The organism is Microcoleus pseudofavosus SVA1_A4, assembly GCF_036700565.1.
GTDB lineage: Bacteria > Cyanobacteriota > Cyanobacteriia > Cyanobacteriales > Microcoleaceae > Microcoleus.
This window is the reverse complement of sequence record NZ_JAUBPE010000052.1, coordinates 20,850-42,814: the sequence shown is the minus strand read 5'-3', so window position 1 is coordinate 42,814 and position 21,965 is coordinate 20,850. Positions and strand designations below refer to the sequence as shown.

20 protein-coding genes and 2 tRNA genes are annotated in these 21,965 nt (G+C 48.3%); 7 read left to right on the top strand and 15 right to left on the bottom strand.

Annotated features, from left to right (window positions below; genetic code table 11):
• The first annotated feature begins 311 nt into the window (after positions 1-311).
• Positions 312-1,790 carry a dihydrolipoyl dehydrogenase family protein gene (locus QUA02_RS21165; RefSeq protein WP_333030378.1) on the top strand — a complete coding sequence of 493 codons (1,479 nt, stop codon included), beginning with the start codon at positions 312-314 and terminating at the stop codon, positions 1,788-1,790.
• Between the two features lie 236 nt (positions 1,791-2,026).
• Here QUA02_RS21165 and QUA02_RS21160 read toward each other — a convergent pair whose 3' ends face one another.
• From QUA02_RS21160 to QUA02_RS21140, 5 genes are all read right to left on the bottom strand, one after another.
• Complete coding sequence (locus tag QUA02_RS21160) at positions 2,027-3,523, bottom strand: TIGR04222 domain-containing membrane protein (RefSeq protein WP_333030377.1); 1,497 nt, start codon at positions 3,521-3,523, stop codon at positions 2,027-2,029.
• An 87-nt stretch (positions 3,524-3,610) separates the two neighbouring features.
• Positions 3,611-4,015: a hypothetical protein gene (locus QUA02_RS21155; RefSeq protein WP_333030376.1), complete on the bottom strand. Its 405-nt coding sequence runs from the start codon at positions 4,013-4,015 to the stop codon at positions 3,611-3,613.
• A gap of 363 nt (positions 4,016-4,378) precedes the next feature.
• A tRNA-Ser gene (locus QUA02_RS21150) sits at positions 4,379-4,463 on the bottom strand.
• A gap of 60 nt (positions 4,464-4,523) precedes the next feature.
• Positions 4,524-7,118 (bottom strand): ComEC/Rec2 family competence protein, encoded by a 2,595-nt coding sequence (locus QUA02_RS21145; RefSeq protein WP_333030375.1) that lies wholly within the window; start codon positions 7,116-7,118, stop codon positions 4,524-4,526.
• A 212-nt stretch (positions 7,119-7,330) separates the two neighbouring features.
• Complete coding sequence (locus tag QUA02_RS21140; RefSeq protein WP_333030374.1) at positions 7,331-7,810, bottom strand: DUF4079 domain-containing protein; 480 nt, start codon at positions 7,808-7,810, stop codon at positions 7,331-7,333.
• 236 nt (positions 7,811-8,046) lie between these two features.
• Here QUA02_RS21140 and QUA02_RS21135 point away from each other — a divergent pair, with 236 nt between their 5' ends.
• Positions 8,047-9,108 carry an endonuclease/exonuclease/phosphatase family protein gene (locus QUA02_RS21135; RefSeq protein WP_333030373.1) on the top strand — a complete coding sequence of 354 codons (1,062 nt, stop codon included), beginning with the start codon at positions 8,047-8,049 and terminating at the stop codon, positions 9,106-9,108.
• Between the two features lie 844 nt (positions 9,109-9,952).
• Here QUA02_RS21135 and QUA02_RS21130 read toward each other — a convergent pair.
• The 4 genes from QUA02_RS21130 to QUA02_RS21115 all read right to left on the bottom strand — a co-directional run bounded on the left by QUA02_RS21130 (position 9,953) and on the right by QUA02_RS21115 (position 12,887).
• Complete coding sequence (locus QUA02_RS21130; RefSeq protein WP_332984844.1) at positions 9,953-10,297, bottom strand: DUF1815 family protein; 345 nt, start codon at positions 10,295-10,297, stop codon at positions 9,953-9,955.
• A gap of 317 nt (positions 10,298-10,614) precedes the next feature.
• Entirely contained in the window at positions 10,615-11,346 is a 732-nt protein-coding gene (gene radC, locus QUA02_RS21125; RefSeq protein WP_333030372.1) for a RadC family protein, read from the bottom strand.
• A 121-nt stretch (positions 11,347-11,467) separates the two neighbouring features.
• A complete protein-coding gene (locus QUA02_RS21120; protein WP_333030371.1) occupies positions 11,468-12,016 on the bottom strand; it encodes an excalibur calcium-binding domain-containing protein in 549 nt (182 codons plus the stop codon).
• A 628-nt stretch (positions 12,017-12,644) separates the two neighbouring features.
• Positions 12,645-12,887 (bottom strand): hypothetical protein, encoded by a 243-nt coding sequence (locus QUA02_RS21115; protein ID WP_333030370.1) that lies wholly within the window; start codon positions 12,885-12,887, stop codon positions 12,645-12,647.
• 238 nt (positions 12,888-13,125) lie between these two features.
• Between QUA02_RS21115 and QUA02_RS21110 the strand changes: the two genes are divergently transcribed.
• Both QUA02_RS21110 and QUA02_RS21105 read left to right on the top strand, forming a co-directional pair.
• Entirely contained in the window at positions 13,126-14,142 is a 1,017-nt protein-coding gene (locus QUA02_RS21110; RefSeq protein WP_333030368.1) for a succinate dehydrogenase/fumarate reductase iron-sulfur subunit, read from the top strand.
• Between the two features lie 94 nt (positions 14,143-14,236).
• The gene (locus tag QUA02_RS21105) at positions 14,237-14,425 is read left to right on the top strand and encodes a CAB/ELIP/HLIP family chlorophyll-binding protein (protein ID WP_333030366.1); all 189 of its coding nucleotides are present in this window, start codon (positions 14,237-14,239) and stop codon (positions 14,423-14,425) included.
• Between the two features lie 397 nt (positions 14,426-14,822).
• On the opposite strand, the gene QUA02_RS21100 is transcribed toward QUA02_RS21105, so the two are convergent.
• From QUA02_RS21100 to QUA02_RS21085, 4 genes are all read right to left on the bottom strand, one after another.
• Positions 14,823-15,449, bottom strand: a complete 627-nt coding sequence (locus QUA02_RS21100; protein WP_333030364.1) for a pre-peptidase C-terminal domain-containing protein — start codon at positions 15,447-15,449, stop codon at positions 14,823-14,825.
• A gap of 113 nt (positions 15,450-15,562) precedes the next feature.
• Positions 15,563-17,011 carry a trypsin-like peptidase domain-containing protein gene (locus QUA02_RS21095; protein WP_333030362.1) on the bottom strand — a complete coding sequence of 483 codons (1,449 nt, stop codon included), beginning with the start codon at positions 17,009-17,011 and terminating at the stop codon, positions 15,563-15,565.
• A 111-nt stretch (positions 17,012-17,122) separates the two neighbouring features.
• Entirely contained in the window at positions 17,123-18,247 is a 1,125-nt protein-coding gene (locus tag QUA02_RS21090) for a redoxin domain-containing protein (RefSeq protein WP_333030361.1), read from the bottom strand.
• A 283-nt stretch (positions 18,248-18,530) separates the two neighbouring features.
• Entirely contained in the window at positions 18,531-19,343 is an 813-nt protein-coding gene (locus QUA02_RS21085) for a Ycf66 family protein (protein WP_333030360.1), read from the bottom strand.
• 74 nt (positions 19,344-19,417) lie between these two features.
• Between QUA02_RS21085 and QUA02_RS21080 the strand changes: the two genes are divergently transcribed.
• Complete coding sequence (locus QUA02_RS21080; RefSeq protein WP_333030358.1) at positions 19,418-19,606, top strand: hypothetical protein; 189 nt, start codon at positions 19,418-19,420, stop codon at positions 19,604-19,606.
• 20 nt (positions 19,607-19,626) lie between these two features.
• On the opposite strand, the gene psbX is transcribed toward QUA02_RS21080, so the two are convergent.
• Positions 19,627-19,746 (bottom strand): photosystem II reaction center protein PsbX, encoded by a 120-nt coding sequence (gene psbX, locus QUA02_RS21075; RefSeq protein ID WP_333030356.1) that lies wholly within the window; start codon positions 19,744-19,746, stop codon positions 19,627-19,629.
• A 124-nt stretch (positions 19,747-19,870) separates the two neighbouring features.
• On the opposite strand from psbX, the gene QUA02_RS21070 reads away from it, so the two are divergent.
• A complete protein-coding gene (locus QUA02_RS21070) occupies positions 19,871-20,155 on the top strand; it encodes a YggT family protein (RefSeq protein WP_015176974.1) in 285 nt (94 codons plus the stop codon).
• Positions 20,156-20,285: 130 nt separating this feature from the next.
• Here the strand turns inward: QUA02_RS21070 and accC are convergent, their stop codons facing one another.
• Positions 20,286-21,641: an acetyl-CoA carboxylase biotin carboxylase subunit gene (gene accC / locus QUA02_RS21065; RefSeq protein ID WP_333030355.1), complete on the bottom strand. Its 1,356-nt coding sequence runs from the start codon at positions 21,639-21,641 to the stop codon at positions 20,286-20,288.
• A gap of 228 nt (positions 21,642-21,869) precedes the next feature.
• On the opposite strand from accC, the gene QUA02_RS21060 reads away from it, so the two are divergent.
• Positions 21,870-21,953: transfer RNA gene (locus tag QUA02_RS21060), tRNA-Leu, on the top strand.
• Positions 21,954-21,965 lie beyond the last annotated feature (12 nt).

Sequence of the window (21,965 nt, the reverse complement as noted above, 5' to 3'; positions counted from 1 at the left end):
ACTGTTAACTGTTGGCAACCAATAACAGTTGACAAACCGATTTTATTGGTCCTTCGAGCGGACATACCCAAGAAACCGGGTTTCTATGATACAGCGTATTCCAGGTTTGTGAATTGTAGGGACACGGCAGTGCCGTGTCCCTACGGGGAAGCTCACGATAGGCGGGTGTACTTCATAAATGTGGAATCTGCTGTAAATCTTGGGTTTTGCAGCGAAGAATCCAGGCAGAACCCGGTTTCTGACCCCGCGCGCCGATCGTCCTAAACTACTAACTAATGACTGCTGACTAATGACTACTGACTTGTTTATTTATGCTTGATTATGATTTAGTGATTATTGGTGGAACTCCGGCCGGACGCTATGCTGCTTTAACTGCAACTAATTTCCCGGCTCGCGTTGCTTTGGTGGAACCGCTAAGTAATTCGCAAGATTTGCCGACAGGGAGGAAAGAGTCGATCGAGCTTGGTTTGAGATACAGCCAAATTTTGAGCGAGGCTGCTCGTTTTTCCCAGCAGATCGGCCGCCAGCAGTTGGGAGTTCGCTGGGAAGTGGCTAATTCCAAAATGCCGATCGAATTGCGGTTTGATGGGGTTCTCAAGTGGGCCGAGGGTGTTGTTGCTAATTTGTCAGAAATTGACGATCTCGGCGTTTTGGCTGCTCGCGGTGTCGATATTATTTTTGGCAATGGCGAGTTTGTGGCGAAACCGGATTTGGCTTTTGTTGCAGGCGGCAGGAAATTGCGATCGCTCTGTTATTTGCTAGCTTGTCCAACTCTACCGGCGATTCCAAATATTGAAGGACTTTCGTCTGCTGGCTTTTATACTTCGGAAACTGTCGGGGAATTAGCAAAACTTCCACAATTGCCTAAAAGTTTGGCTGTAATCGGTGGCGATCCCAGCGGTGTCGAAGTGGCTCAGACTTTGGCTCGACTGGGGGTTGCTGTCACTTTGGCGGTGAAAAGTTCGCACATTTTGGCTAAAGAAGACCGAGAGGCTGCTGGGTTGGTGCAAGCTGCAATGGAAGCTGAAGGAGTGAGGATTCTGACTGGAACTGAGGTGACTCAAGCTAGGGTGATTGAGGGTAAAAAGTGGATTCAAGCTGGGCGTGCGGCGATCGAAGCTGAGGAGATTTTTCTGGCCGCCGGTAGAGGGCACAATTTTGTATCGTTAAATCTCGAAGCTGCTCGGGTTAAATTCAATTATCGGGGGGTAATTTTAAATGACAAGCTGCAAACAACTAATCGCCGCATTTACGCGATCGGCGATGTTGCTGGGGGTTATCCGTTCCCTCACATCGCTAATTGCGAAGCTGCGGTTGCTGTGAAAAATGCTTTGTTTTTGCCGATGTTTCAAATAGATTATCGCGGGATTCCTTGGGCGATTTTTTCTGACCCGCAGTTGGCGAGGGTTGGCTTGACTGAAGCGCAAGCAAGGCGCCGTTTTGGAGACGATCTAATTATTAGTCGGGAATATTTTAAGAATATTGAAAAAGCTCAAATGTGCGGGGAGACAACTGGTTTTTGTAAGATTGTCGGGCGCCGCAACGGGGAGATTTTGGGAGCGAGTATTGTGGGGCCGCAAGCTGCTGAGTTGATTCATACGATCGGTTTGGCTGTGCGTCACGGGATGAAGGTTGAGGCGATCGCCGAACTTCCTTATATTTGGTCGAGTTTTTCGGCAATTAGCGGTCAAACTGCTGCTGTTTGGGAGTCACAGCGCGGACGCAGCAATACTTTTATGCAAAATTTGTGGGAGAATTTGTTTCACTGGCGCAGGTATTGGAAAAGATAGTTTTGGGAATTGGCCAAACAGGGAATTGGGAATTGGCCAAACAGGGCATCGGTAATTGGTAAACAGAGATATTGCATCATTGTCAATCGGCCAGGGCGGATCTCCGGCCCACCCCACAATAAAATTAAATTTTTGTGGGGTGGGCATCTTGACCGTTTCTAAGAATGCTGCAAGATATCTGTTCCACTGAGATCGAAAAAAAGGATGAATGGAAAGGGCGATCGATCGCTCTTTTTTTAACCACCGCAGCCGGCCCCGCCGCCACCCCCGCCGCCACCGCCTCCGCCACCGCAGCCACCGCAGCCGGCCCCGCCGCCACCCCCGCCGCCACCGTCGCCTCCGCCTCCGCCACCACTGCTGCTACTCGCATACGGTGTTAACACTTGCGACAAATCTGCCAAAGAACTGCCTGTTAAAACAGTGTGACCCAAGAGAGCAAAAGCTAGCACAATTTGATCGGTTGGTCTGGGATTAATTCTCCTGAAAATAATTCTCGATCGCAATTGTTCCAGCACGCGAGCGCCATAGGGGGTGAGCCACGACGAATTTGGTGGCGAAAACCCCCAGCCAATTATTACTGTGATGCTACAAAGAACTACCAGGTAGCCTACTGGTTTGCCACGGGAAATCCCCACTAAAATCTTGCTAATTCCTAATATCAACGCTAGCCAGATCGGAAGTACAGACAACTGCATGATATTGGTTAGGCTTTCATTCGCTAACAGCCCCAGGTTCTGCAAGCGATCGCGGATGTAGTTTGTCGCAGGTGGCACCAATTGCTTAATTCGCCAGACGTAGCCGTTAATGCTGACTGCTTGCACGACGGCTTTTTCTAAAGGATCGCTATTTGGTGGTAAGGCGGTTGCTAACTGCAAAGTTCGTGTTGAGGGCAGCGGTTCCAAGTATCCGCGTTCTGCGAGACTCGCGATCGCTGTTTCTACAGCGCGGGATTCCCCACCAGTTAAATATGCGATTTCATAAACAGATAAATCTGGTAATTCCTGAGAGTAATCGCCGCTTGATTCTCGCAAAAACCAGCGCAAAAGCACTGTCAATGAAACCGCTACACTTGCCACGACCATGTAAAAAAATAGAAACTCAGGCCCTGTGAAATCAAGCGGGTTGGGGAGGCTTGCCAAAATAGATGGCTGGCAGGCTGTAACTGTTAGTGCTAAGGCGAAAACTAGGAAAGCGAACCCTAATTGCTGCCAGCGCAATTGTTCTAAATCCAGACGGATTTGCTGTAAATCTGGCTTCGGCAAAATCCACTTTTGTTGAGTGTTAACGCGCCGAAAATGCAGGTCGCGACCAAAACGAATCCGTGCTGGCGGCCAAATATCTTCTGGCGGTTTTTGCCCGAAGAAATGTTGGTAGCTAGCTAAAGTCTTGTTATACCAGTCATTAAATTTGTCATGTTCGCTGCCTCCGCCGCGAGTTGGGCCGTGATGCAGAGCTTTTCCTAAGACATTCGGGCAAAATTCGTCCCAATAACAGCGCGTGTAAACTAAGTGCAAATGCCAGACTTGATCGACTTGATCCGAAGGTGTTACGGGATGTCCGGCAACAACTGCGAGAAAGGCAAACTTTTTGTATTCGGCAATGACGCGCTGAGTGTAATTAGCACTCCAGCCGTTATCTCGCGCCAGCCGCTCACTAAACGGTAAAGCTGTATCGGGTTCATCCAAAGAAAATGTTTCTATGCTGTGGTATAGTTCCCATTGATTGGTGTTCATAGATAGCTCCTTATTTCCAAAATAATCACAGTATTTTTCAGAAGTTGCGATCGTATCAATCGATGCGAGCGATGTGGGGCGCTACCATCAATGCTTGTGCTCCTTTGCTGACAGCATCAGCTTATGATGGTTTTTTAACACCTGTTCGGCTTGCCTAAATTGTGACGCTAACTGTGGTAAAATCAGTTTGATTGCGATCGCCTTTCCCATCGCTAAATTTCCTGCTTCTTTGTTGCAACTTTGATGAGCTAAAATCGCTTGTTGTTCGGCCTGTTGGAATTCCTGTTGTTTGGTGTCGTATCGCTCTTTCGCGCACTGATAACTTGCTGCCATTTGAGCAGCGGATTGCTGTATGGATGGGAGCGATCCTTGAGTAAGTTCTCTGCCAACTTTGCGGCCGTATTCAGCAGAGAATAACCTGATTTTGTTCAAAATTTCGATGAATGTGCGAGCGGTTTGACCGCTGAATAACCAATAGGTAATTGTTTTCATATCGGATTTCCTTGTAGGAAGATAGTACGAATAGATGAGAAAGGCAGATGTCAGCAGAATAGAAGTTTACCCGTGCTGCGATCGGCTGATGTAACAATTATCAATAAAAGCTGTTTTACAGTCAATTCATAAATTCATTTTTTGAATTCATAAAAGTCATAGTATTTGAATTCATAAAAGTCATATTAAACAGAATACCCAGAGCCCCGACAAATGAAGGCGAAGTCGGGGATCTAACAGCGATTGCGTCTTACGTTTAATTAGGTTGACCTACTTACAAACAAATCTGGGACGAGAAATACTAAAAAACCCGGTTTTTTTAAGAAACCGGGTTTTTTAATGCCCTAAAAGTTGATTGTTAAACGGAGAGGGTGGGATTTGAACCCACGTTAGGTCGCCCTAAAGTAGTTTTCGAGACTACCGCATTCAACCGCTCTGCCACCTCTCCAATGGATTTGAGATGCGAGCTAAAAGTATTTTACCGCATAGTGCGCCACATTGTAAATCTTTATAAAAAAGAAGTTTGATTTTCTTCGGACTCCAGAGTGGTCTTAAATCCCCCGGCTGGAGTCCACTGAAGGGCTCCGTCGCGCCCTGTCCAGAAAATCTGCGTTTTATTTTGGCGCAGTTGGGCTGCGGTTTCTGGGTCGATTTCGTCAGCAGATGCGATCGCCACTTGCGGCCCAACTGCGGCCAATAACTCGGCCGTCAGGGTTTTTCCAGACCACCACAGCACTTGAGCCGGCTTCAAGGTTCCCGTTGCTGCCAATTTTTTTTGCGCTTCCGGTGTCATTTCACCGAGGAGCAACCAAGTTCGATTGCCCACCAGCAATTCTACCACCGGAATCTCCGCATTTACGAACTGCAACTGTGTCGAACCAAGATCGACGGTACTGTTAGTTTCTAAAGGAAAGTAAACGCCTTGGCGAGATTGTACAGCCGTCATGAATTCCCGATCGCTGGCGCGGTGAATTTGTTTGGGATCGTTATTATCATAAAATGTTTTAATTGGCAAGCGCTCTAGTAATTTTCCCCAACCAGCGCTCAAACCTAAATGACCGTGAGTGGCGATCGCAAAATTCACAGAATTAACTCCTTGCTGCTGCAAAAAAGGCAGCACTGTAAACCTCACGGTATTTTCATCACCGCTATTAATCAGCGCCACTTTTCCCTTATCTTGAATTACAAAAACAGGCTCATTAGATGTCGCCAGCAAAGTAACTTGAAACAAAGATGCTTGAACGTGCCAAGCTGGCAAAACTACGATCCCAATTCCCGCCACAACCGCCAGCGGTAAAATCCAAGCCGCAGAAAAAACTGGCAGCGCAATAACTCTACTTTTCTCCTTCTTCTTTCTTCCTTCTTCTTTCTTCCTTCTTCCTTCTTCCTTCTTCCTTCTTCCCTCTTCCTTTTTCCTTCTTCCTTCTTCCTTCTTCCTTCTTCCTTCCCCGATCCAAACCCAGCAAATTAAACTGTAAAGCGCGATTAGCTGAAACACCGATACTTGACCGACAGCTACCGAATTACCGGGCAATTGCGAGAAATATTGGGCGATCGCAATTAACCCCTTTGCCGGATAGTCCAGCAGTTGCGCTAAAACACTGCCCGCAGGCCCAAAAATCAATCCAGCTAAAGCGCTAATCATCCCCCCAATACTCAAAATCCACAGCAAAGGAGCCGCAATAATATTGACTAAAATGCTGTAAGGTGATACCACGCTAAAAACGTAAAGTAACAGCGGCAGCACCCAAACTGAAGCCGCGATTGGAACTACCACAATCGAAGCGATCGCGGGCGGCATCCAGTCCAACTTTGCCATCAGAGGCGGCGTTGTTACTATTAATCCCAAAGTTGCCAAAAAACTCAGTTGAAAACCTAAATCCCAAATCCACAAAGGGTTAACTAGCAGTAAAATAGTAGCAGCGATTAACAGCAATCCCAGCGGCTTAACTTCGCGACTTAGCACCAAAGCAAATAGTGTACCAAATCCCATCAAAGCGGCGCGGCATACTGAAGCTTCAAAGCCTGTTAATCCCACGAGTAAAAATAAAGCACCGACGCCAAAGCCAAATTGCAATTGTTTGGAAAAACGCCTGGTTAAAGCTAAAACTAAAGCCAAAACCATCGAAACTTGAGTGCCGGAAGCTGCGATCGCGTGCGCTAATCCAGCCTGCACAAAAGAATCGCGGATGTTGTAAGGTAAATCAACTGCTTGTTTGCCGAGGGCGATCGCACTTATCAAGGGCCCTTCGGGAACATTCAACTGCGATAGTTGCGATCGCACGATCCGCTGTCGCATCGCTTGAATTTTCGATGGCTGCATCCCGCTTGACTCCCAGAAAGCAGCCGCTTGGCTGTTAACTCGATTTACATCCGCGATCGCATTTTCTCTCCTCCAGTCAATCTGACGCCCTTTGAGCCCTGCAAAAGCCCCTTCTCTGGCTAAATATGCTTGAAAATCAAAAGCCCCCGGATTCGACGGCGGCTGCGGTTTGTACAGCGAGCCCACAACTGCGATCGTATTGTCGGCGTACAAGCCCGTTGCTTGCAGCAGGGGGACTGTAACGTAGAGTTTGCCGGATACTGGGCGGTTGACGATTACTCCTCCCTCGCCGCCGTTGATTTCGCTAACTAAATCTGTTTCTAGCCAAAATTGCGATCGCCCCGATCGAGTCAATCGCGGCGTACTGACAACTCTACCGCGAACTGTCACCGCCACTTCTTGAGTGTTGCCGCCAGCCGGAATCAATTTGCTGATGTCATTAACTGTCGGTTGGGGCGATCGAACTGCAAAATAAACGCTAGCTAGAAATGCCACCAAACCCGCAACTGCCCACACCCATTTCGCTCTCGGCAGCATCTGGAACAAACTCAATTCTTCCCTCGCATCTAAGGGTTCTTCCAGAGCATTTTCTTTTTGTCTGCTGCGTCTTTTCTTGGTAACTTTGACAGAATTTCGAGCAAATTTTTGCAACAATTTCGGCAGGGCGACGGAGGCCGCTATTCCCAAAGCAAGTATCCCGTATCTACCCCAAGAAACCGCTGTAGAAATCAATCCCAAAATGTAGGCAAGACAGAAAATGACACCCGTTGCTTGATTCATTAATTAGTATTTTAGAGGGGGAATATTTCAGGGAAACCAATCCGGGACTTATGGATTCCTTACCCAAGAAACCGGGTTTTTAAACCGGAGTAAAAAGCTAAACGCCGTGAATTTGGGTAAAAAACCAGGTTTCTGGCCCAGGAGTGCGTAAGTTATAGCAAAATTTCTTTCCTTACATTCTTTCCCTTCCCCTTCCCCTTCCTCTTCCTCTTCTAAATAGACAGCCCCAATTTTAAACCGAAAGCCGCGTGCAGCACCATAAGTGCTAAAGCCGTCGTGCCTAAATAAGCGTGAACCGCGCGCAGTGCTAGCTTATTGCCCCCAAAACCCGTCAGCGAAATCAAGCTGCCAACAGCCAGCAAAACCAGCACTGCCGAACCAGTCCAAAAATGCGGGCTTTCCATGACTGGCTGGTGCTGCATCACCAGCGACAGCAAGCCGCCTGTATAGCCCAAAGCTAGAAACAGAAACATCCACGGTGCAAGCTTGCGGTGATCCGATCGACTTTTGAGCGCGACATCTTTATCGGCGGCCAAACGTCCCTGCCATCCCGTATACCCGACAAAACTGCCCATCGCCGCCACCACGATCCCCATCATTACAGGGTGTCCCCAATGGGTAATCGGTTCGGGAATTCCCAGACTGCGAAATTGACTGGCGATGGGTTCTAGTAGTTCGCTGAGATCGATCATTTGCTTGAGATTCCTAACTTTGCGATCGCTAATTTTGATTTAACCAACAACTTACTCTAAATAGCAATATACCGATCGCGATTTTCAATCACTTTTTCCAGCCAGAAGTCTGTATAAAATAAAAGAGCCGGACACAAGAGAAGTATATTGCCTAGCCTCAGCAGGGAAGCGGTCATTTCAGTTAATTTGAGCTGACAATATCCAGTTTTTTGTCCCCACACCAGTAAGAGGATGCTATGGCAGACGGCGCTATGATTAAGCCTTATCGATTTTTGCAGCGAATTGCTCAACTGTTCGCCTACGCCTACTCAGCACTGATTTTCGGCTATTTGATTCTGAGACCGATCTTTTGGGACAGGCTGTGGCCGGTTGCCTTGATGGGGGATTTTGTTCCTTGGATTTTCTTGCCAATCTTCCTGCTGCCAATTCTAGGGTTTTTTCTCATAAAGAAACGCTGGTTCGCGATTGTTTCATCTGTGGCTGGCATCTGCCTGCTGGGTTGGCTACACGTCACCTACTTTTCTCCCCAGCCCGCGAACATCAGTGACTCCCAGCCAACTCTCAAGGTTTTTTCTCTCAACCTCGGCTGGCATCACGAATCCCCACAAGCTTTGGTTAACCTAATTCAGGAAGAAAAACCAGACCTCATTTGTTTGCAAGAAATTAACGAGGATTACGCCAAAGAAGTATTCTCTAAGTTAGCCGCATTATACCCGCACCACCAGGGGCGCGGATACCATGTGATTCTCAGCAGATATCCCTTTCGCTCTTTCCAAAAGTTACAGCTAGCCGGTGGGAACGAACCACAGGAACGAGCTATTATCGAAATGAACCAGCAAGATGTAGTTCTTTATAACATTTCAACAACTCCACCGTGGTTTCGCCAGCATAAAATTTTGCCTTTCCTCAAAATCCCAGTTTACGAGTACGGCGACCGACCGGCACAAATTCAAGATTTAGTGCGGCGACTCCAGAAAGAAACGCTGCCGACTATTGCCGCCGGGGACTTTAATTTGACTGACCAGTCTCAAGACTACTATTATTTGAAAGCGGTTATGCAAGATGCTTTCCGAACAGCAGGACTGGGTTTTGGCTTTACTTTTCCTAACGGATGGGATCTGAATTTACTGGTTAAACAGTTAAACTGGAAATTAACTTTTCCCCTCGTGAGGCTTGACTATGTTTGGTATTCTAAGCACTGGGGGGCAAAATCAGCAAAAGTTTTACCGGCAATTGGTTCAGAGCATCTGCCGGTGTGGGCCCAACTGCGGATGCAACCGGAATTGGGACGAGTGTAGGGGGTGCGCAACACTTTGGTGGGGCGATCGCAAGGGCATTGGTGTCAATTTAAGCTCCGGGCTAAGATCGTGATGCTGTTGGCGAATCCGTGAAGAGTGACACCTGACATTTGCTCCCGTCGCACCCCTCTTAGATCGTGTCCGGTGATTGTCCGCAATTAATTTTTCTATCCCTCTTCCTCTTTCTTCTTCCTTCTTGGCGTACTTGGCATCTTGGCGGTTCATTGTTCATTATTAAATCCCCCCACAGAAACAAAGTATTGATTCGCCAACAGTCTCAGGGAATTCGCGGCTATACAAACAAGGAATTTTAGACAAATGAAGAGGTTTTGAATCAAGCACAGACTAATGGCTCGAATTAAGCCTTACCGACTTTGCAGTTGACTGCTGAATCGCCCCTAGGCTATAGCCCCCGGTCTGCGCTTCACCCCATCTTCACAGCCTCATCCTCACTCTGGATGTTAAATTTTACCTTCCTGCTCAAAGTTAATTTCAATTCCTTGACTTTTGAATGCCAAAGGGGAAAATTAACATCGCAGCCGACGAGCAGTAAGTAGCACTTCCAGATTTTGCCAATGGCTCTCAAGGGAGAACCAACTGCTGAAAAAAAAACTAGAGGTTCCAAGTTTGACACTTTTTGCACAAACTATGCCGTCTGACCGATGAGAGTTCGATCGATTGAGCGCTAAACTGAGCATCTGAAGGCACCCTGGAAGCACCCTTGTCTGTTAACTTGCCATCGCTGTGCAAGGCGTGAACCCTCTCAACAAAGTGGCTGGGGATTCGCTCGCTTCGCACGCAAGCACGGACTTTCGCTGTCACCTTCCTCGGAACCGTGCAATCGCTAAACCCGCTGCGCCGTCGTTAAAGTAGCTTCCGAAGGTTGGATCTGATACTTTACGAGATTTGCCAGTTCTTGTAACTGACTGATAGCTTCTGCACCTTCGAGTTTCATCAGTTCGCGGTCGTCCCGCATCTCAGTCCAAGTGATGCCATAATCCGAAACCAAAAATCGAATCAGATGGTTGTCCGTCAAACTGACCATAAATGAGGCACTGTTCATCTGGCCGCCGCAAGTGTAGCAGGATGCCAGATAACCCCTGCGCTCTAGCACGATCGCTAAAGCTTGGAGGTTCATTACCAAATCTTGGACGAATTTACGGTGTTGTTCTGCAAGTCTCAGAAACACAGTTTTTCTCCTATCACCACGCCGTGTATTTTACACCCACTTTAATAATTTCTTAATAAGTGGGTATTTATGTGCTGGTTCAGTATACTTTCAGTATGCTCTAAAAAAATCGGATTACCGACCTCTTCAGCTTACCTATACTAGATTAACCGAGTTGCGATCGAAACTAAGTATCAGCAGCGACATTCAATCAAAACAAGCTGCCCTCACGGAGTCCAGCCCCAAAATCCCCCTTCTAAGACGGCTGCTTCAGCCCTCAGACAGACCAAAGATACAAATAACTAATCAGACCTATCCAATTAGTTAAGTAGACAAGTTCAATCGCCCTGCGGATACTCTTCCCAAAGCGTCGTCGTCTGCCGCAAGCTCCGAAACTCGCCGTTTCCTAAAATCAAGTGATCCAGCAGCGGAATCGACAAAAACTGCGCTCCCGCCAGCAACTGCCGCGTCAAAGCAATATCCTCCGGGCTTGGCTCCACACTCCCCGAGGGGTGATTGTGCGAGATAATCGCCCGCGTCGCCCCCTGGCGGATTACCTCGCGAAAAATATCCCGTGGGTGAGCCAAAGTTTCCGTTGCTGTGCCGATCGTAATTACCTGAGTTCCCAGCAGCCGATTTTTCACATCCAGCAGCACCACAGCAAAACGCTCCTGAGACTGCCACATCAAATCCTGACTCAGGGCATCCGCGGCCGCTTGCGGAGAGTCAACCACCGCCATGTCCGGCGGGCGCGACTGAAACACCCGCTTGCCCAACTCCACCGCAGCCAAAATCCCAGTCGCCTTAGCAGGCCCAATCCCGTGAATCTGCGTCAACTCCTGGACGCTAATGCTGCGCAGCACAGCCAGAGGATCGCGGGAATGCAAACTCAACTGATTTAAAATATACTGTCCCAGCCCTACAGCCGAAAGTTTGCCCTTTCCCTGACCGGTGCCCAGGAGAATCGCAATCAATTCCGCAGTCGCCAAACTTTTCGGGCCACCCGCCATCAGCCGTTCCCGTGGCCGTTCACTCATTGGCAAATCGACAATTCTCAAGCTGTAAGTCATAGCTGCACCCGCACCGCAAGCTCAACAATTACACAATTTTAGCCGATCGATTTGCGTTTTTCAATTCGTACAATCACCCAAAAAGCCTTCATCATTAACCCAGGCTGTTGGCAGAGCAAATCTAACCTAGCGTTTCGCAAGCGATCGAGTCTCGATCTCGATCGAGCTTAAAAGGATCGCCCGGATATGCCTCTAACACTCGCTGCGCTTCGGCTTGAGTCGCAAAGTCAGAACAGTTGCAATCCGAGTTAACGCAACTCGGAAAATCGGCACTTTTAACCTTCACTTTAGAAGACTCGTAAATAAATTTCTTGGTGTCTTTCTTTGGCTGCTGTGCATCAAGAGCAATCTCTGCGTTTCGTTCCACAGATTTGACTGAAGATGGCAATTTGCGATCGGGCTCTGGTTTGGCAAGTGCAGGTGTGGCAGCAGAAATTGCAGGTTTCGGTGTTGGTGTGGGCGTTTTTACAGTCTCCGGCTTCAGTGCCGGCACTGCCGAAAGCAGTGACGGCTTAGCGGTTTGAGATGATACTAGCCGATCGCTTGGGGCCGGAAGCGCCACTGAAACTTCCTGAGACGGATTGGGTGCGGTGACACCAACAAGTACAAACGAAGCAACCATCAACCCGCCGTACATCGCGGCCGATCGCTTGCGGGTTGGTGCACCCATTTCGGATTAACAATGCCCAGAAAAAAGGCAGGTATCGACAATAGAAAGCTTAAAACGAAAAAATTAAACATAGCGACTTTTACCAGTAAAAAATAGAAGGAGTTCAGGACGCAGAAACAGGTTTTTTTTTACAAAAATACGAGGTAAAGCACGAAGGATATCGGTTTAAATAACCCGATTTCTTTAATCCCTGTGCGTAAGTCCTGAGAAGTTAACTTCCTTATTTATCGGCAGGCAAACTCACAAATCCCTATGATTTACGAAGTAAACTAGAACGTGGGACACCCGACCCTGGTGCAACCGGGTTTCTTAGTCAGTTCGCGAGCGCACTCAAAGACCAAAAACCCGGTTTCTGCGTCAATATTTCTCGAAAAAGCGACGATTTGTGGAAGAAACCGGGTTTTTTGCGTAAGTCCTGTTAGGGTATTTCTCCTTACTAAATCTACGATTTTTTCCTACAGTTGGCGATCGCACTCCGACGCCTATAAACCGGGGTTTTTAATTGCAGTAAATGAGTAGAACCAAGTATTTTTCTTAAAAAACTACGTTTCTCGCCCCAACCGGGCGTAAGTCCTGGTAAAATTTCTTGTAATGCTGCCAAAAAATTGAGAAGCATACCCAGCTACCTTCAGCGCAAAGGTGCGCGTACCCTAAATTCTGGCCATTCAGTTGAGGCCAGCAGCCCCGAGGAAACAGCTTGCGGCGGCTTAGGTGCTGTCACCCCAAGCAAAACGAACGAAACTGCCATCAACCCGCCGTACAAGGCAGCCGATCGCTTGCGAGTTCCCAGTCCCACCCATTGAGGATTTAGCAGACCCAGACAAAAAGCAGGCGTTGAAAACATGAAAGTTAATACAAACAAGCTGGACATCACGCACCTCCAACTAGCGAATTGCAGCGATCGATTACTTTTATCTCCAATTAATAGCTCACAAATCCGCTTAAAAAAGTGGCAATTTAGGATTTATAACTTGAGAATTATTGATGTTTATCAAACAATAATAATTCTTTTAAAATCTCTTCCTTTAGGTAGTTGTTAAAAAAATAAGAGCTTTCTAGAGAACCAGAAAATTCTGCTTAAAATAGACACTAAATTCCTCACTCAAAATATGCAAGTCCGCTTTAACGTAGTCCGCCAAAATCAAAACGAGGCTCCCCGCGTTCACACTTACACCCTAGACGTGGAAGAGAGCAATACCATCCTCGACTGCCTCAACAGCATCAAGTGGGAGCACGACGGCACTTTAGCTTTTCGCAAAAATTGCCGCAATACAATTTGCGGCAGTTGTTCTATGCGAATTAACGGTCGATCGGCATTAGCTTGCAAAGAAAATGTGGCCGGCGAACTCGCAAGACTTGACAAAATAGCCCAGTCCAGTTCAGCAGAAAAGCCGATCGACTTTATCCCAGAAATTACTGTCGCCCCAATGGGAAATATGCCGGTAATTAAAGATTTGGTTGTTGACATGACCAGTTTTTGGGACAACCTGGAAGCAGTGGAACCCTATGTCAGCACCGCTTCGCGAGCAATTCCAGAACGCGAATTTCTGCAAACTCCAGAAGAGAGATCGAAACTCGACCAAACCGGCAACTGCATCCTCTGCGGCGCGTGCTATTCTGAGTGCAACGCCCGCGAAGTCAACCCGGAATTTGTCGGCCCCCACGCCCTCGCCAAAGCTTACCGCACGATCGCCGACTCCCGCGACAGCGAAACCGAAAATCGGCTCGAAAAATACAACGAAGGCACCGCAGGCGTCTGGGGATGCACTCGCTGTTACTACTGCAACTCGGTTTGTCCGATGGAAGTTGCGCCGATGGATCAAATTGGTAAGATTAAACAGGAGATTCTCGATCGCAAAGACGACCAAGCCAGTCGATCGATCCGCCACCGCAAAGTTTTAATCGAGCTCGTCAAAGAAGGCGGCTGGATAGATGAGCGCAAATTTGGCATCGAAGTAGTAGGAAACTACTTCCGCGACGTTAAAGGTTTGCTGAGTCTGGGCCCGTTGGGTTTGAGAATGATCGCTCGCGGCAAGTTCCCGCTGTTTTTTGAGCCTTCTGAAGGTACCGAAACCGTGCGAAATCTGATCGAATCGGTTCAAAGTTTAGAAAAGTCAGCAGATTAGCGATCGGCTGTCATTTTCCTGGTAAATTACAAGTTGTGCGATCGCAAAGTTTCCCAAAAATCATCACTCAAAACTCGAAACTTAAAACTTTTAAATGACTGCTCAAACTCCTCCATCCCCAAAACCGACAACCCCAAATATCCCAAAACCAGAACCAGCCTTTGGGTGGAATGCCTATGCCGAACAAATCAACGGACGATTTGCGATGGTGGGGTTCGTGGGACTTTTGCTGCTAGAATTCTTCACCCGCCAGGATTTTTTCACCTGGCTGGGGCTGCGTTAAATCCATCGGTCTATGACGCGCTCAAGACGCTCATACCATTTTAGATTTTAGATTTTAGATTAAAGAAGTGGGACAGACTGATTGTGTAAGGGTTTAGAGCTTGCCTGCTGTTGCATTCTTTTTTTTGATAATCGTATCTGAAACTGGGTTTTTTACCTATTTTAGAGCTGCTGCGAAGTATTTTGGTAAAAAAAACGATTTCAGGCTAGCCGTGCGTAAATCCTCTTCATAAAAAAGCCGGTAAAAAAATAGATAATTATCCATTTTTTACCGGCATCCGTGCTTGTCAAAAGCAGAAATAGAGTTAAGTTGTTGCAAATTTAAACTGTACTTGCGAGCCTGATTTGCAGCCCGCTGCTCGAGGAATTATTGACATAGATCCTCGATTTCGAGCCAATTAATTTCCAGTTGTGTCGCGGACGGTCAAACTGTACTTGCCTCTACCTTTTGGAGGCGGCTCGTAAGCATTGACAATGACGCGGTAGCGACCGTTCGCAGACAAGGTAACAGTAAGCTCAGAATTGGAATTTTGCTGCGTGGCATCATCATTTTCTGCAAGTAGCTCGCCCTGGGAGTTGAAAATAGCGAGATAAGTATCAAACTCGGTACTTTCTACGGTAACAACCACTTTCTGACCCTGAGTGCCTTCAAAGGTATACTCGTCGTACAAACTGCTGTCCGAGGGCAGTACAGAAGACTTAGCAGGGGTGAGTTCTCCGTTTTGCTCTAAAATGACCTTAGATAAACCCGGATCGGGACTCGGCGAAGGTTGTACAGTTGGACTTTGAGTTGGCGAACTCTGTGGAGATGGAGATGGCGACGGCCTGGGGCTTGCTTGAGCTAAAACAGCCTTGCTCGCAAGGGTCGCATCAAGTGACTTTTGAGGAAATTCTGCTGAAATGAAGGTGGAACTGCTGTTAGCAACTCCACTTGAATTTGAAACTGGCAGAGAGAGAGTCGGTTTGCCAGAAAAAGTAGCTAGTAGAGCAATTGGCGCGATCGCCCAAAATCTAACTTGACGCATGAATTACCTCGATTTGCAACGAAGAAGGAAGGAAGAAGTCAGTAGTCAGTAGTCAGTAGTCAGTAGTCATGAGTTATTTGTTAGGTGCTACCAATGCCCTGTTTGGCCAATTTTCAACGGACAGTTAGAGTGTAACGACCCCGGCCCGAAGCATCATAAGCATTGACAATTACGCGATAGCGACCCGTAGCGGGCAAAGTAACACTCAGAAACGCATTTTTAGTCGAATCGCTCGCATCGTCATTTTCTGCCACTAATCGGCCGTTAGGGCCAAAGATAGCCACATAGGGATCGAAATCTGTACTTTCGAGGGAAATGGCTACAGACTGACCCGATCGACCTTCAAAAGTATACTCGCGATACAGACTGTTGTCAGACGGCAATACCGGACCGCCTGCGACTAAAGCAGCTTCTTCTTGCAAAATTGCCCGAGAAGGCTGCGTAGGAGCACTAGCTTTCAGTTCTAACGTATAAGCCCCCGACTGCCTAGCTTCGTAGGAATTTGCCACTAAGGTGTAAGTGCCGTCTGCTGGTAGCCTAACTGTAATTCTGGCGTCTTTACTGCCGGCCCCGTCATCGTCTTGCGCGATTTCGCGCTGGTTGGGCCCGAGCAAAATTAAATAAGGGTCAATTTCTTGACTTTTCATTTCTATTGTGATTTGCTGGCCCGCTTTTCCCTCAAAGGAGTAGAGGTCAAAAAAGCTGTTGTCGGTGGGCAGAACGTTAGACTTGTCGGTGAGTTTACCGCTGACGGCGGGCCCGTTTAACGGAACTTTTTGAGGTGATTTGTTGCCGAAGGGCGATCGGGCTTGAGCCACGCGGGGAGCTCGCCCTTCTCGCACCGCTGTCAGGAAAGCGGGTACTTTGTCTGCTGAAATTGCAAAACCGATACCGATATTGCCTCCGCCCCGACCGCGAGTAAAAATAGAAGTATTGACGCCAATTAATTCTCCTGAACTGTTGAGCAGCGGCCCTCCAGAATTGCCGGGATTGATGGCGGCGTCAGTTTGAATTAAGCCCTGCTGGAGGTCGATGCGGCTGACGATTCCGACTGTAAAAGTACCTTGAAATTGACCGAATGGATTGCCGATCGCAAATGCTTGTTGCCCGACTTTCACCGAACCGGGAGGGGCTAAAGGAATTGTGGGCAAATTGTTTTGATTGCGAATCTTAACCACGGCTAAGTCTAGACCTTCTTCGCCGAATCCGACGACATCGGCGACAAGTTTTCTGCCGTCTGACAAAATGATATTGACGGTACCGCCGGCGGACACAACGTGGGCGTTGGTTAAAACCATGCCGTCGGGGCTGATAATTGTGCCGCTGCCGTTAGATTTATCTGTATCGACGGTAACAACGGCCGGACTGGCCTTTTCGTAGACCCGAATATTGGTTTGTTCTTCGACATTTTGGGCGATCGCACCTTGGGAATGCACCGAGTTAAATTCGGTTAAATCTGCCTCCGACCCTCCAAGGGGCGCCGTAACAACCGCAGCAGCGCTGGCTGCAACCCCAACTGTTAAAATTCCCGATACTGCTAAACTTAGAAGTTTTAAATTCATGGCGATCGATTTTAGTATTTAGCGATCGGTAGCTAGTAATTAGGTGTGGTCGCTAACTGCTAACTACCTTCTATAATTATTTTAGGACTTGTACAACAGTAGTGACATTCCTCACGCCGGTTCTCCTCTTCGGGAATCTGAGTCAGCAGCAAGATACTTGAAATTAGCTTTCCGCACCTCGGCATCCTCGTCGCCGTAGAAAAATGACAGCAGAGCAAAACGCTGGCCGCTAATCACGGGAGTCGCTTCGTGCAGCAAAGAACACGAAAAAATAATCGCCGTGCCAGAATCGCCTTTATAACCGTGCGGCGCGTACTCTGGAAACCGTAAAAATCCCCCCTTGTACTCTCCCACATTCAAGTTTAGCGTCATCGCAAACCTGCGGTGCAAAGTACCTTTGCTCGTATTGTCGCGGTGGGGCTGGAAATAACCGCCAGTCTCGGCATCATAACAACCTATCAAATACCGTTCAAACCTAGTAATTGTAAACTGAAAAGCTTTTGCTACTTCCGGCCGCACCCGGCGGAAAATAATCGCACTCAATTGTCGCTGGAAATCCTCATCTCTAATAAAGAAATCTCGGCGCTTCTTGAAAGTGTCGTCGTGCAGGCCAACTGTTTTCCCCTCTATTTGCCTCATAAAGCCCGAGGGGCTGCCGCCGTGAGTTTTGTACATATCGATCAAACTGCGGCAAGATGCTTTGTCCAAAACGTTAGGAATTACCAGCACCGGGGCGTGAGGATTTGCCTGTCGGGGTTCCTCGATTGGAGTCAAGCTTTTAATAAAATCCAATACTTGCTGGGCGTGTTGGTGCGGTTCGCCCATCGGGAAAATATTAATTATTTGCAGGTTTTCGTTGAGAACAAAAGTTTTAGGGGCATAATGAACTCCAACAGTTCCATTTTGTTCTACATCTCGGCAAACCCCGTACTGCTGGCTAACTGTTTTATCCAAGTCCCAGAAAAAGATGAATGACGGAGCAATTGTTGTCGGTCTGTTTTGTTCTTTGTCTGCTGCATCAACGCTCACTCCGAACTGCGGTACTTGCAAGCTTTGGAATTCTTCTGAAAGCTCTTGAAAGCTTTTGAGGATAACTTGGACTTGTGCAAAAGCAGCGCTGCCAAATAAAAACAGCACGACTCGCCGGCCGCCAACCGTCGAGAAATGAAATAAGGGGTTATTTGTAGAAGGAATGGAAAACCAAGGAGCCGGATCTCCTATTTCTAGTAATGGCATCTTGCTGATTTGAGATTTGGGATTTTATATTTAGATTATTATGCTGTCGATTAGTTCCACAGGTTCGATATGTTAAAATTGTTTAGTTACACAAGAATTAGTTTGTATCTGTGTATATGTGCGTTTTTCTGCGGTTTCACACTCGCAATTTAGAGTTTTTTTAAGAAGTTTAATATCGGATAATAAGTAGATGGGTATCAATAAACGCAACTTAGAGTTCTGCGGTTTCCCAAGCCGGAGCTGCGGGATAAATGTTTAGTTTCACCCACCTACTTATATTTGCCTATTTGTCGAAATTGGGGGAAGTATCCGGTTGGTCTTCCGGGTATTCTACTGGTCGATACTCCACGTAGTCTGACGGCGGTGCTTCCACGTCGCGGTTGCTGGGGCGAGACCTCGATGCTTCGCCAGGACGGGTTTTTTTGGTTCTCGGCGCAGTATCGGAACTGCGGTTTTCGGAAGCTGGGGGGCGGCTGCTGCGGCGCGGCGCCGGCCTTTCTTCGGAGTTGTCTGAAACGTCCCAGTTGTCAGGCCCTTGGGCGGGCGGGGCTTCCGGGCGGGCGGGACGTTTGCGCGAGGACGATCGATCGATCGACTCTGGCTTGGAGTTGTTAATGCTGCCGTTGCGATTCGAGGGACGGCGGCGGGGTTCATCGTCGTAGGCTTCCCGGGAGGAACGGTTGTCTTGGCTGCCTCTAATCCGGGGACGCTGCGGGTAGTCTTCCTCTGGTTCTAGCTGCTCGATTTCGGAATCGTAGCCGTCGTAAGCGTAGGCGTTGCTGACCGGTCGCTCTTCATCTACGTATTGGGCGCGACTTTTGGCTTGTGCTGTGGTTGCTCCCCGCAGCTTAATGCTTTCTGCTGCAAAAAATATGGCGGAACCGGTGAGCAGAAATTGACCGAATGCCAGAATTGGGTCAAGCCGCCATCCTTGAAATAACAGAATACCGCCGCACAGCAGGCCGACTGCTGCAAAAAAAATATCGTGGTCTCGGGCTAGTTTGGGACGCCACGATCGCAGAAAGTACAGTCCTGCCCCTGCTACTGCTAGGATGATCCCTAACAGGCTGCTCCAGTTCAATCCTAAATTGACCATTAGCCTATCTCCTATGTCTGTCCTATGTTAGCGAGTTAGATTTTACATCTATCATTAAGTCTGTCAGCCCGACTGTGCTTTCTGGGGCAGCTTACGGTCAGGGTTTCAGCTTGGGAAGTGAGCCATATAATAATGAGTTTAACGGGAAAAAACCTCAGCTTGGCAGTCAACCGAAGGTTTTGCCTTCACAGTTGCTGGTAGCCGAGGTTTCTCGGATCGGGGAAATGCCCGACGTGCAGGCGAAAATTGACTTTCACGCCTGACAGGAAGCCCCCCAGACTTTTTAGGTGCGCTTGATTTTGTCTTTTTGGCTGATGAAGATCAGGGCGATCGTTGCTGGAATCACTACTAGCCCAACGCCCACCAGCAGGCTGTACAAAAAGTTCGCGAGTGAAGGAGTCATAGATTCAAAGCCTTTGTTACAACAATTTGATTTTTATTAATTTTATACTTTCGATCGCACCTGTCAAACGGTTAAAATTATGAATAGCAGACTTAACAAAACTTAAGATTTCGAGATAAGACCCATGACTGGTATTACCGTTGCAAGTTGGATTCTGGGCTCTGTCCTAGTCCTGATGACTTTGCTCTTTATTTTTCGGATAGTTCTGACTTGGTATCCCGAAGTGAACCTGAGCAAGTTGCCGTTGAGTTTGATTGCTTGGCCGACGGAACCTTTTTTAGCCGTAACTAGAAAGATTGTACCGCCGATCGGCGGGGTGGACATTACGCCGATTATTTGGGTCGGTATCTGTAGCTTGCTGCGAGAAATGATTCTCGGTCAGCAAGGGCTGCTGACAATGATGATGTAATAGTCAGCGGGCATCGGGCATCGGGCATCGGGCATCGGGCATCGGGCATCGGGCATCGGGCATCGGGCATCGGGCATCGGGCATGGGTTAGTTGCCAACTACCCACTGCCAACTGCCAACTGACAACTGACTAATGACTGTTTTGGTTCAAGAACTGTTCGACGAAATTGGTGTAAACTTCGCCGTTGAGAAATTCCGGGCTATCGAGGATTTTTTGGTGGAAGCTGAGGGTGGTGGGGACGCCGGTGATGGCGCACTCCCGCAATGCCCGTTTCATCCTGCGGATGGCTGTCGGTCGATCGCGCCCCCAGACAATTACTTTACCGATTAAAGAATCGTAGTAAGCGGGTATTTCGTAATCGGTGTAAACGTGAGAGTCCATCCGCACACCGGGGCCGCCGGGAGGCAAATAACCGCTGATTCTGCCGGGGTGGGGTCGGAAGTTGCGATCGGGATCTTCAGCATTGATGCGGCACTCAATGGCGTGGCCGCTGAGAACTACTTGGTTTTGCTTGAGTTGCAGTTTTTCGCCTTGGGCGATGCGAATTTGTTCGGCTATCAAGTCGAGACCTGTAATCATCTCGGTGACGGGATGTTCTACTTGGATGCGGGTGTTCATTTCCATGAAGTAGAACTTACCCGATTTGTCAAGCAGAAATTCGACTGTGCCGGCACCTGTGTAGTTGATGGATTTGGCGGCGGCGACGGCGGCGTGACCCATCTGATCTCGGAGTTTCTGGGTGAGGGCTGGGCTGGGGGCTTCTTCCAGGAGTTTCTGATGTCGGCGCTGAATCGAACAATCTCTCTCGCCGAGGTGGATGACGTTACCGTAGTTGTCGGCGAGGATTTGGATTTCGATGTGGCGGGGTTTTTCGATGAATTTTTCGAGGTAAAGTCCGGGATTACCGAAGGCTGCATCGGCTTCGCCTTGGGCGGCTGAGAATAGTTTGGGGAGTTCGGAGGGTTCTCTAACTAGCCTCATCCCGCGGCCTCCACCGCCGGCTGTGGCTTTGATCATCACAGGATAGCCGATCTCGCGGGCGATCGACAATGCTTCGCGATCGTCCGCCAGCAATCCGACGCTACCGGGGACTGTGGGGACTTTCACCCGCTGCATGGTTTCTTTGGCGGTGGATTTGTCGCCCATCGCCCGCATCGCAGCAGGACTTGGACCGATGAAGGTAATTTGATGGTCGGCGCAGATTTCGGCAAATCGGGCGTTTTCGGCGAGGAAGCCGTAACCGGGGTGAATGGCTGCGGCGTTGCGCGTCAGCGCCGCCGAGATAATGTTGGGGATGTTTAAATAGCTTTTGCTGCTGGTGGGGGGGCCGATGCAAACGGCTTCGTCTGCCAACTGGACGTGCAGGGCGTGTTTATCTACGGTGGAGTGAACGGCGACCGTGGCAATCCCCATTTCCTCGCAGGTGCGCAGTATGCGGAGAGCTATTTCTCCCCGATTAGCGATTAAAATTTTCGAGAACCCCATCTTCGCTGCTTAATTCACTCAATATTCTGTACAATAATGCCTTTCGGTATGTTCTGGATAATCGTTTTCCAGAAATTGTTCACAAAAATTTATTTTACATTTGGCTGGTAGTGGTGCTATGATTGTAAATCGGCGGTCTAAAAGGGCAAGTCACAAGTTAAATGTCAGGAACCTCAACCTGTGAATCTTTAGCTTGTAACGCAAAAATCCCGGAGATTGCCAGAAAGAGCGGATGTGGCGGAATTGGTATACGCGCACGCTTGAGGTGCGTGTGGCATTATGTCCTTGCGAGTTCGAGTCTCGCCATCCGCATTGAATATGTAA

What these genes read in the sequence shown, in the direction of transcription:
- QUA02_RS21165 (WP_333030378.1), top strand. Translation starts at nt 312, where the DNA reads ATGCTTGATTATGATTTAGTGATTATTGGTGGAACTCCGGCCGGACGC.
- QUA02_RS21160 (WP_333030377.1), bottom strand. Translation starts at nt 3,523, where the DNA reads ATGAACACCAATCAATGGGAACTATACCACAGCATAGAAACATTTTCT.
- QUA02_RS21155 (WP_333030376.1), bottom strand. Translation starts at nt 4,015, where the DNA reads ATGAAAACAATTACCTATTGGTTATTCAGCGGTCAAACCGCTCGCACA.
- QUA02_RS21145 (WP_333030375.1), bottom strand. Translation starts at nt 7,118, where the DNA reads ATGAATCAAGCAACGGGTGTCATTTTCTGTCTTGCCTACATTTTGGGA.
- QUA02_RS21140 (WP_333030374.1), bottom strand. Translation starts at nt 7,810, where the DNA reads ATGATCGATCTCAGCGAACTACTAGAACCCATCGCCAGTCAATTTCGC.
- QUA02_RS21135 (WP_333030373.1), top strand. Translation starts at nt 8,047, where the DNA reads ATGGCAGACGGCGCTATGATTAAGCCTTATCGATTTTTGCAGCGAATT.
- radC (WP_333030372.1), bottom strand. Translation starts at nt 11,346, where the DNA reads ATGACTTACAGCTTGAGAATTGTCGATTTGCCAATGAGTGAACGGCCA.
- QUA02_RS21120 (WP_333030371.1), bottom strand. Translation starts at nt 12,016, where the DNA reads ATGGGTGCACCAACCCGCAAGCGATCGGCCGCGATGTACGGCGGGTTG.
- QUA02_RS21115 (WP_333030370.1), bottom strand. Translation starts at nt 12,887, where the DNA reads ATGTCCAGCTTGTTTGTATTAACTTTCATGTTTTCAACGCCTGCTTTT.
- QUA02_RS21110 (WP_333030368.1), top strand. Translation starts at nt 13,126, where the DNA reads ATGCAAGTCCGCTTTAACGTAGTCCGCCAAAATCAAAACGAGGCTCCC.
- QUA02_RS21105 (WP_333030366.1), top strand. Translation starts at nt 14,237, where the DNA reads ATGACTGCTCAAACTCCTCCATCCCCAAAACCGACAACCCCAAATATC.
- QUA02_RS21100 (WP_333030364.1), bottom strand. Translation starts at nt 15,449, where the DNA reads ATGCGTCAAGTTAGATTTTGGGCGATCGCGCCAATTGCTCTACTAGCT.
- QUA02_RS21095 (WP_333030362.1), bottom strand. Translation starts at nt 17,011, where the DNA reads ATGAATTTAAAACTTCTAAGTTTAGCAGTATCGGGAATTTTAACAGTT.
- QUA02_RS21090 (WP_333030361.1), bottom strand. Translation starts at nt 18,247, where the DNA reads ATGCCATTACTAGAAATAGGAGATCCGGCTCCTTGGTTTTCCATTCCT.
- QUA02_RS21085 (WP_333030360.1), bottom strand. Translation starts at nt 19,343, where the DNA reads ATGGTCAATTTAGGATTGAACTGGAGCAGCCTGTTAGGGATCATCCTA.
- psbX (WP_333030356.1), bottom strand. Translation starts at nt 19,746, where the DNA reads ATGACTCCTTCACTCGCGAACTTTTTGTACAGCCTGCTGGTGGGCGTT.
- QUA02_RS21070 (WP_015176974.1), top strand. Translation starts at nt 19,871, where the DNA reads ATGACTGGTATTACCGTTGCAAGTTGGATTCTGGGCTCTGTCCTAGTC.
- accC (WP_333030355.1), bottom strand. Translation starts at nt 21,641, where the DNA reads ATGGGGTTCTCGAAAATTTTAATCGCTAATCGGGGAGAAATAGCTCTC.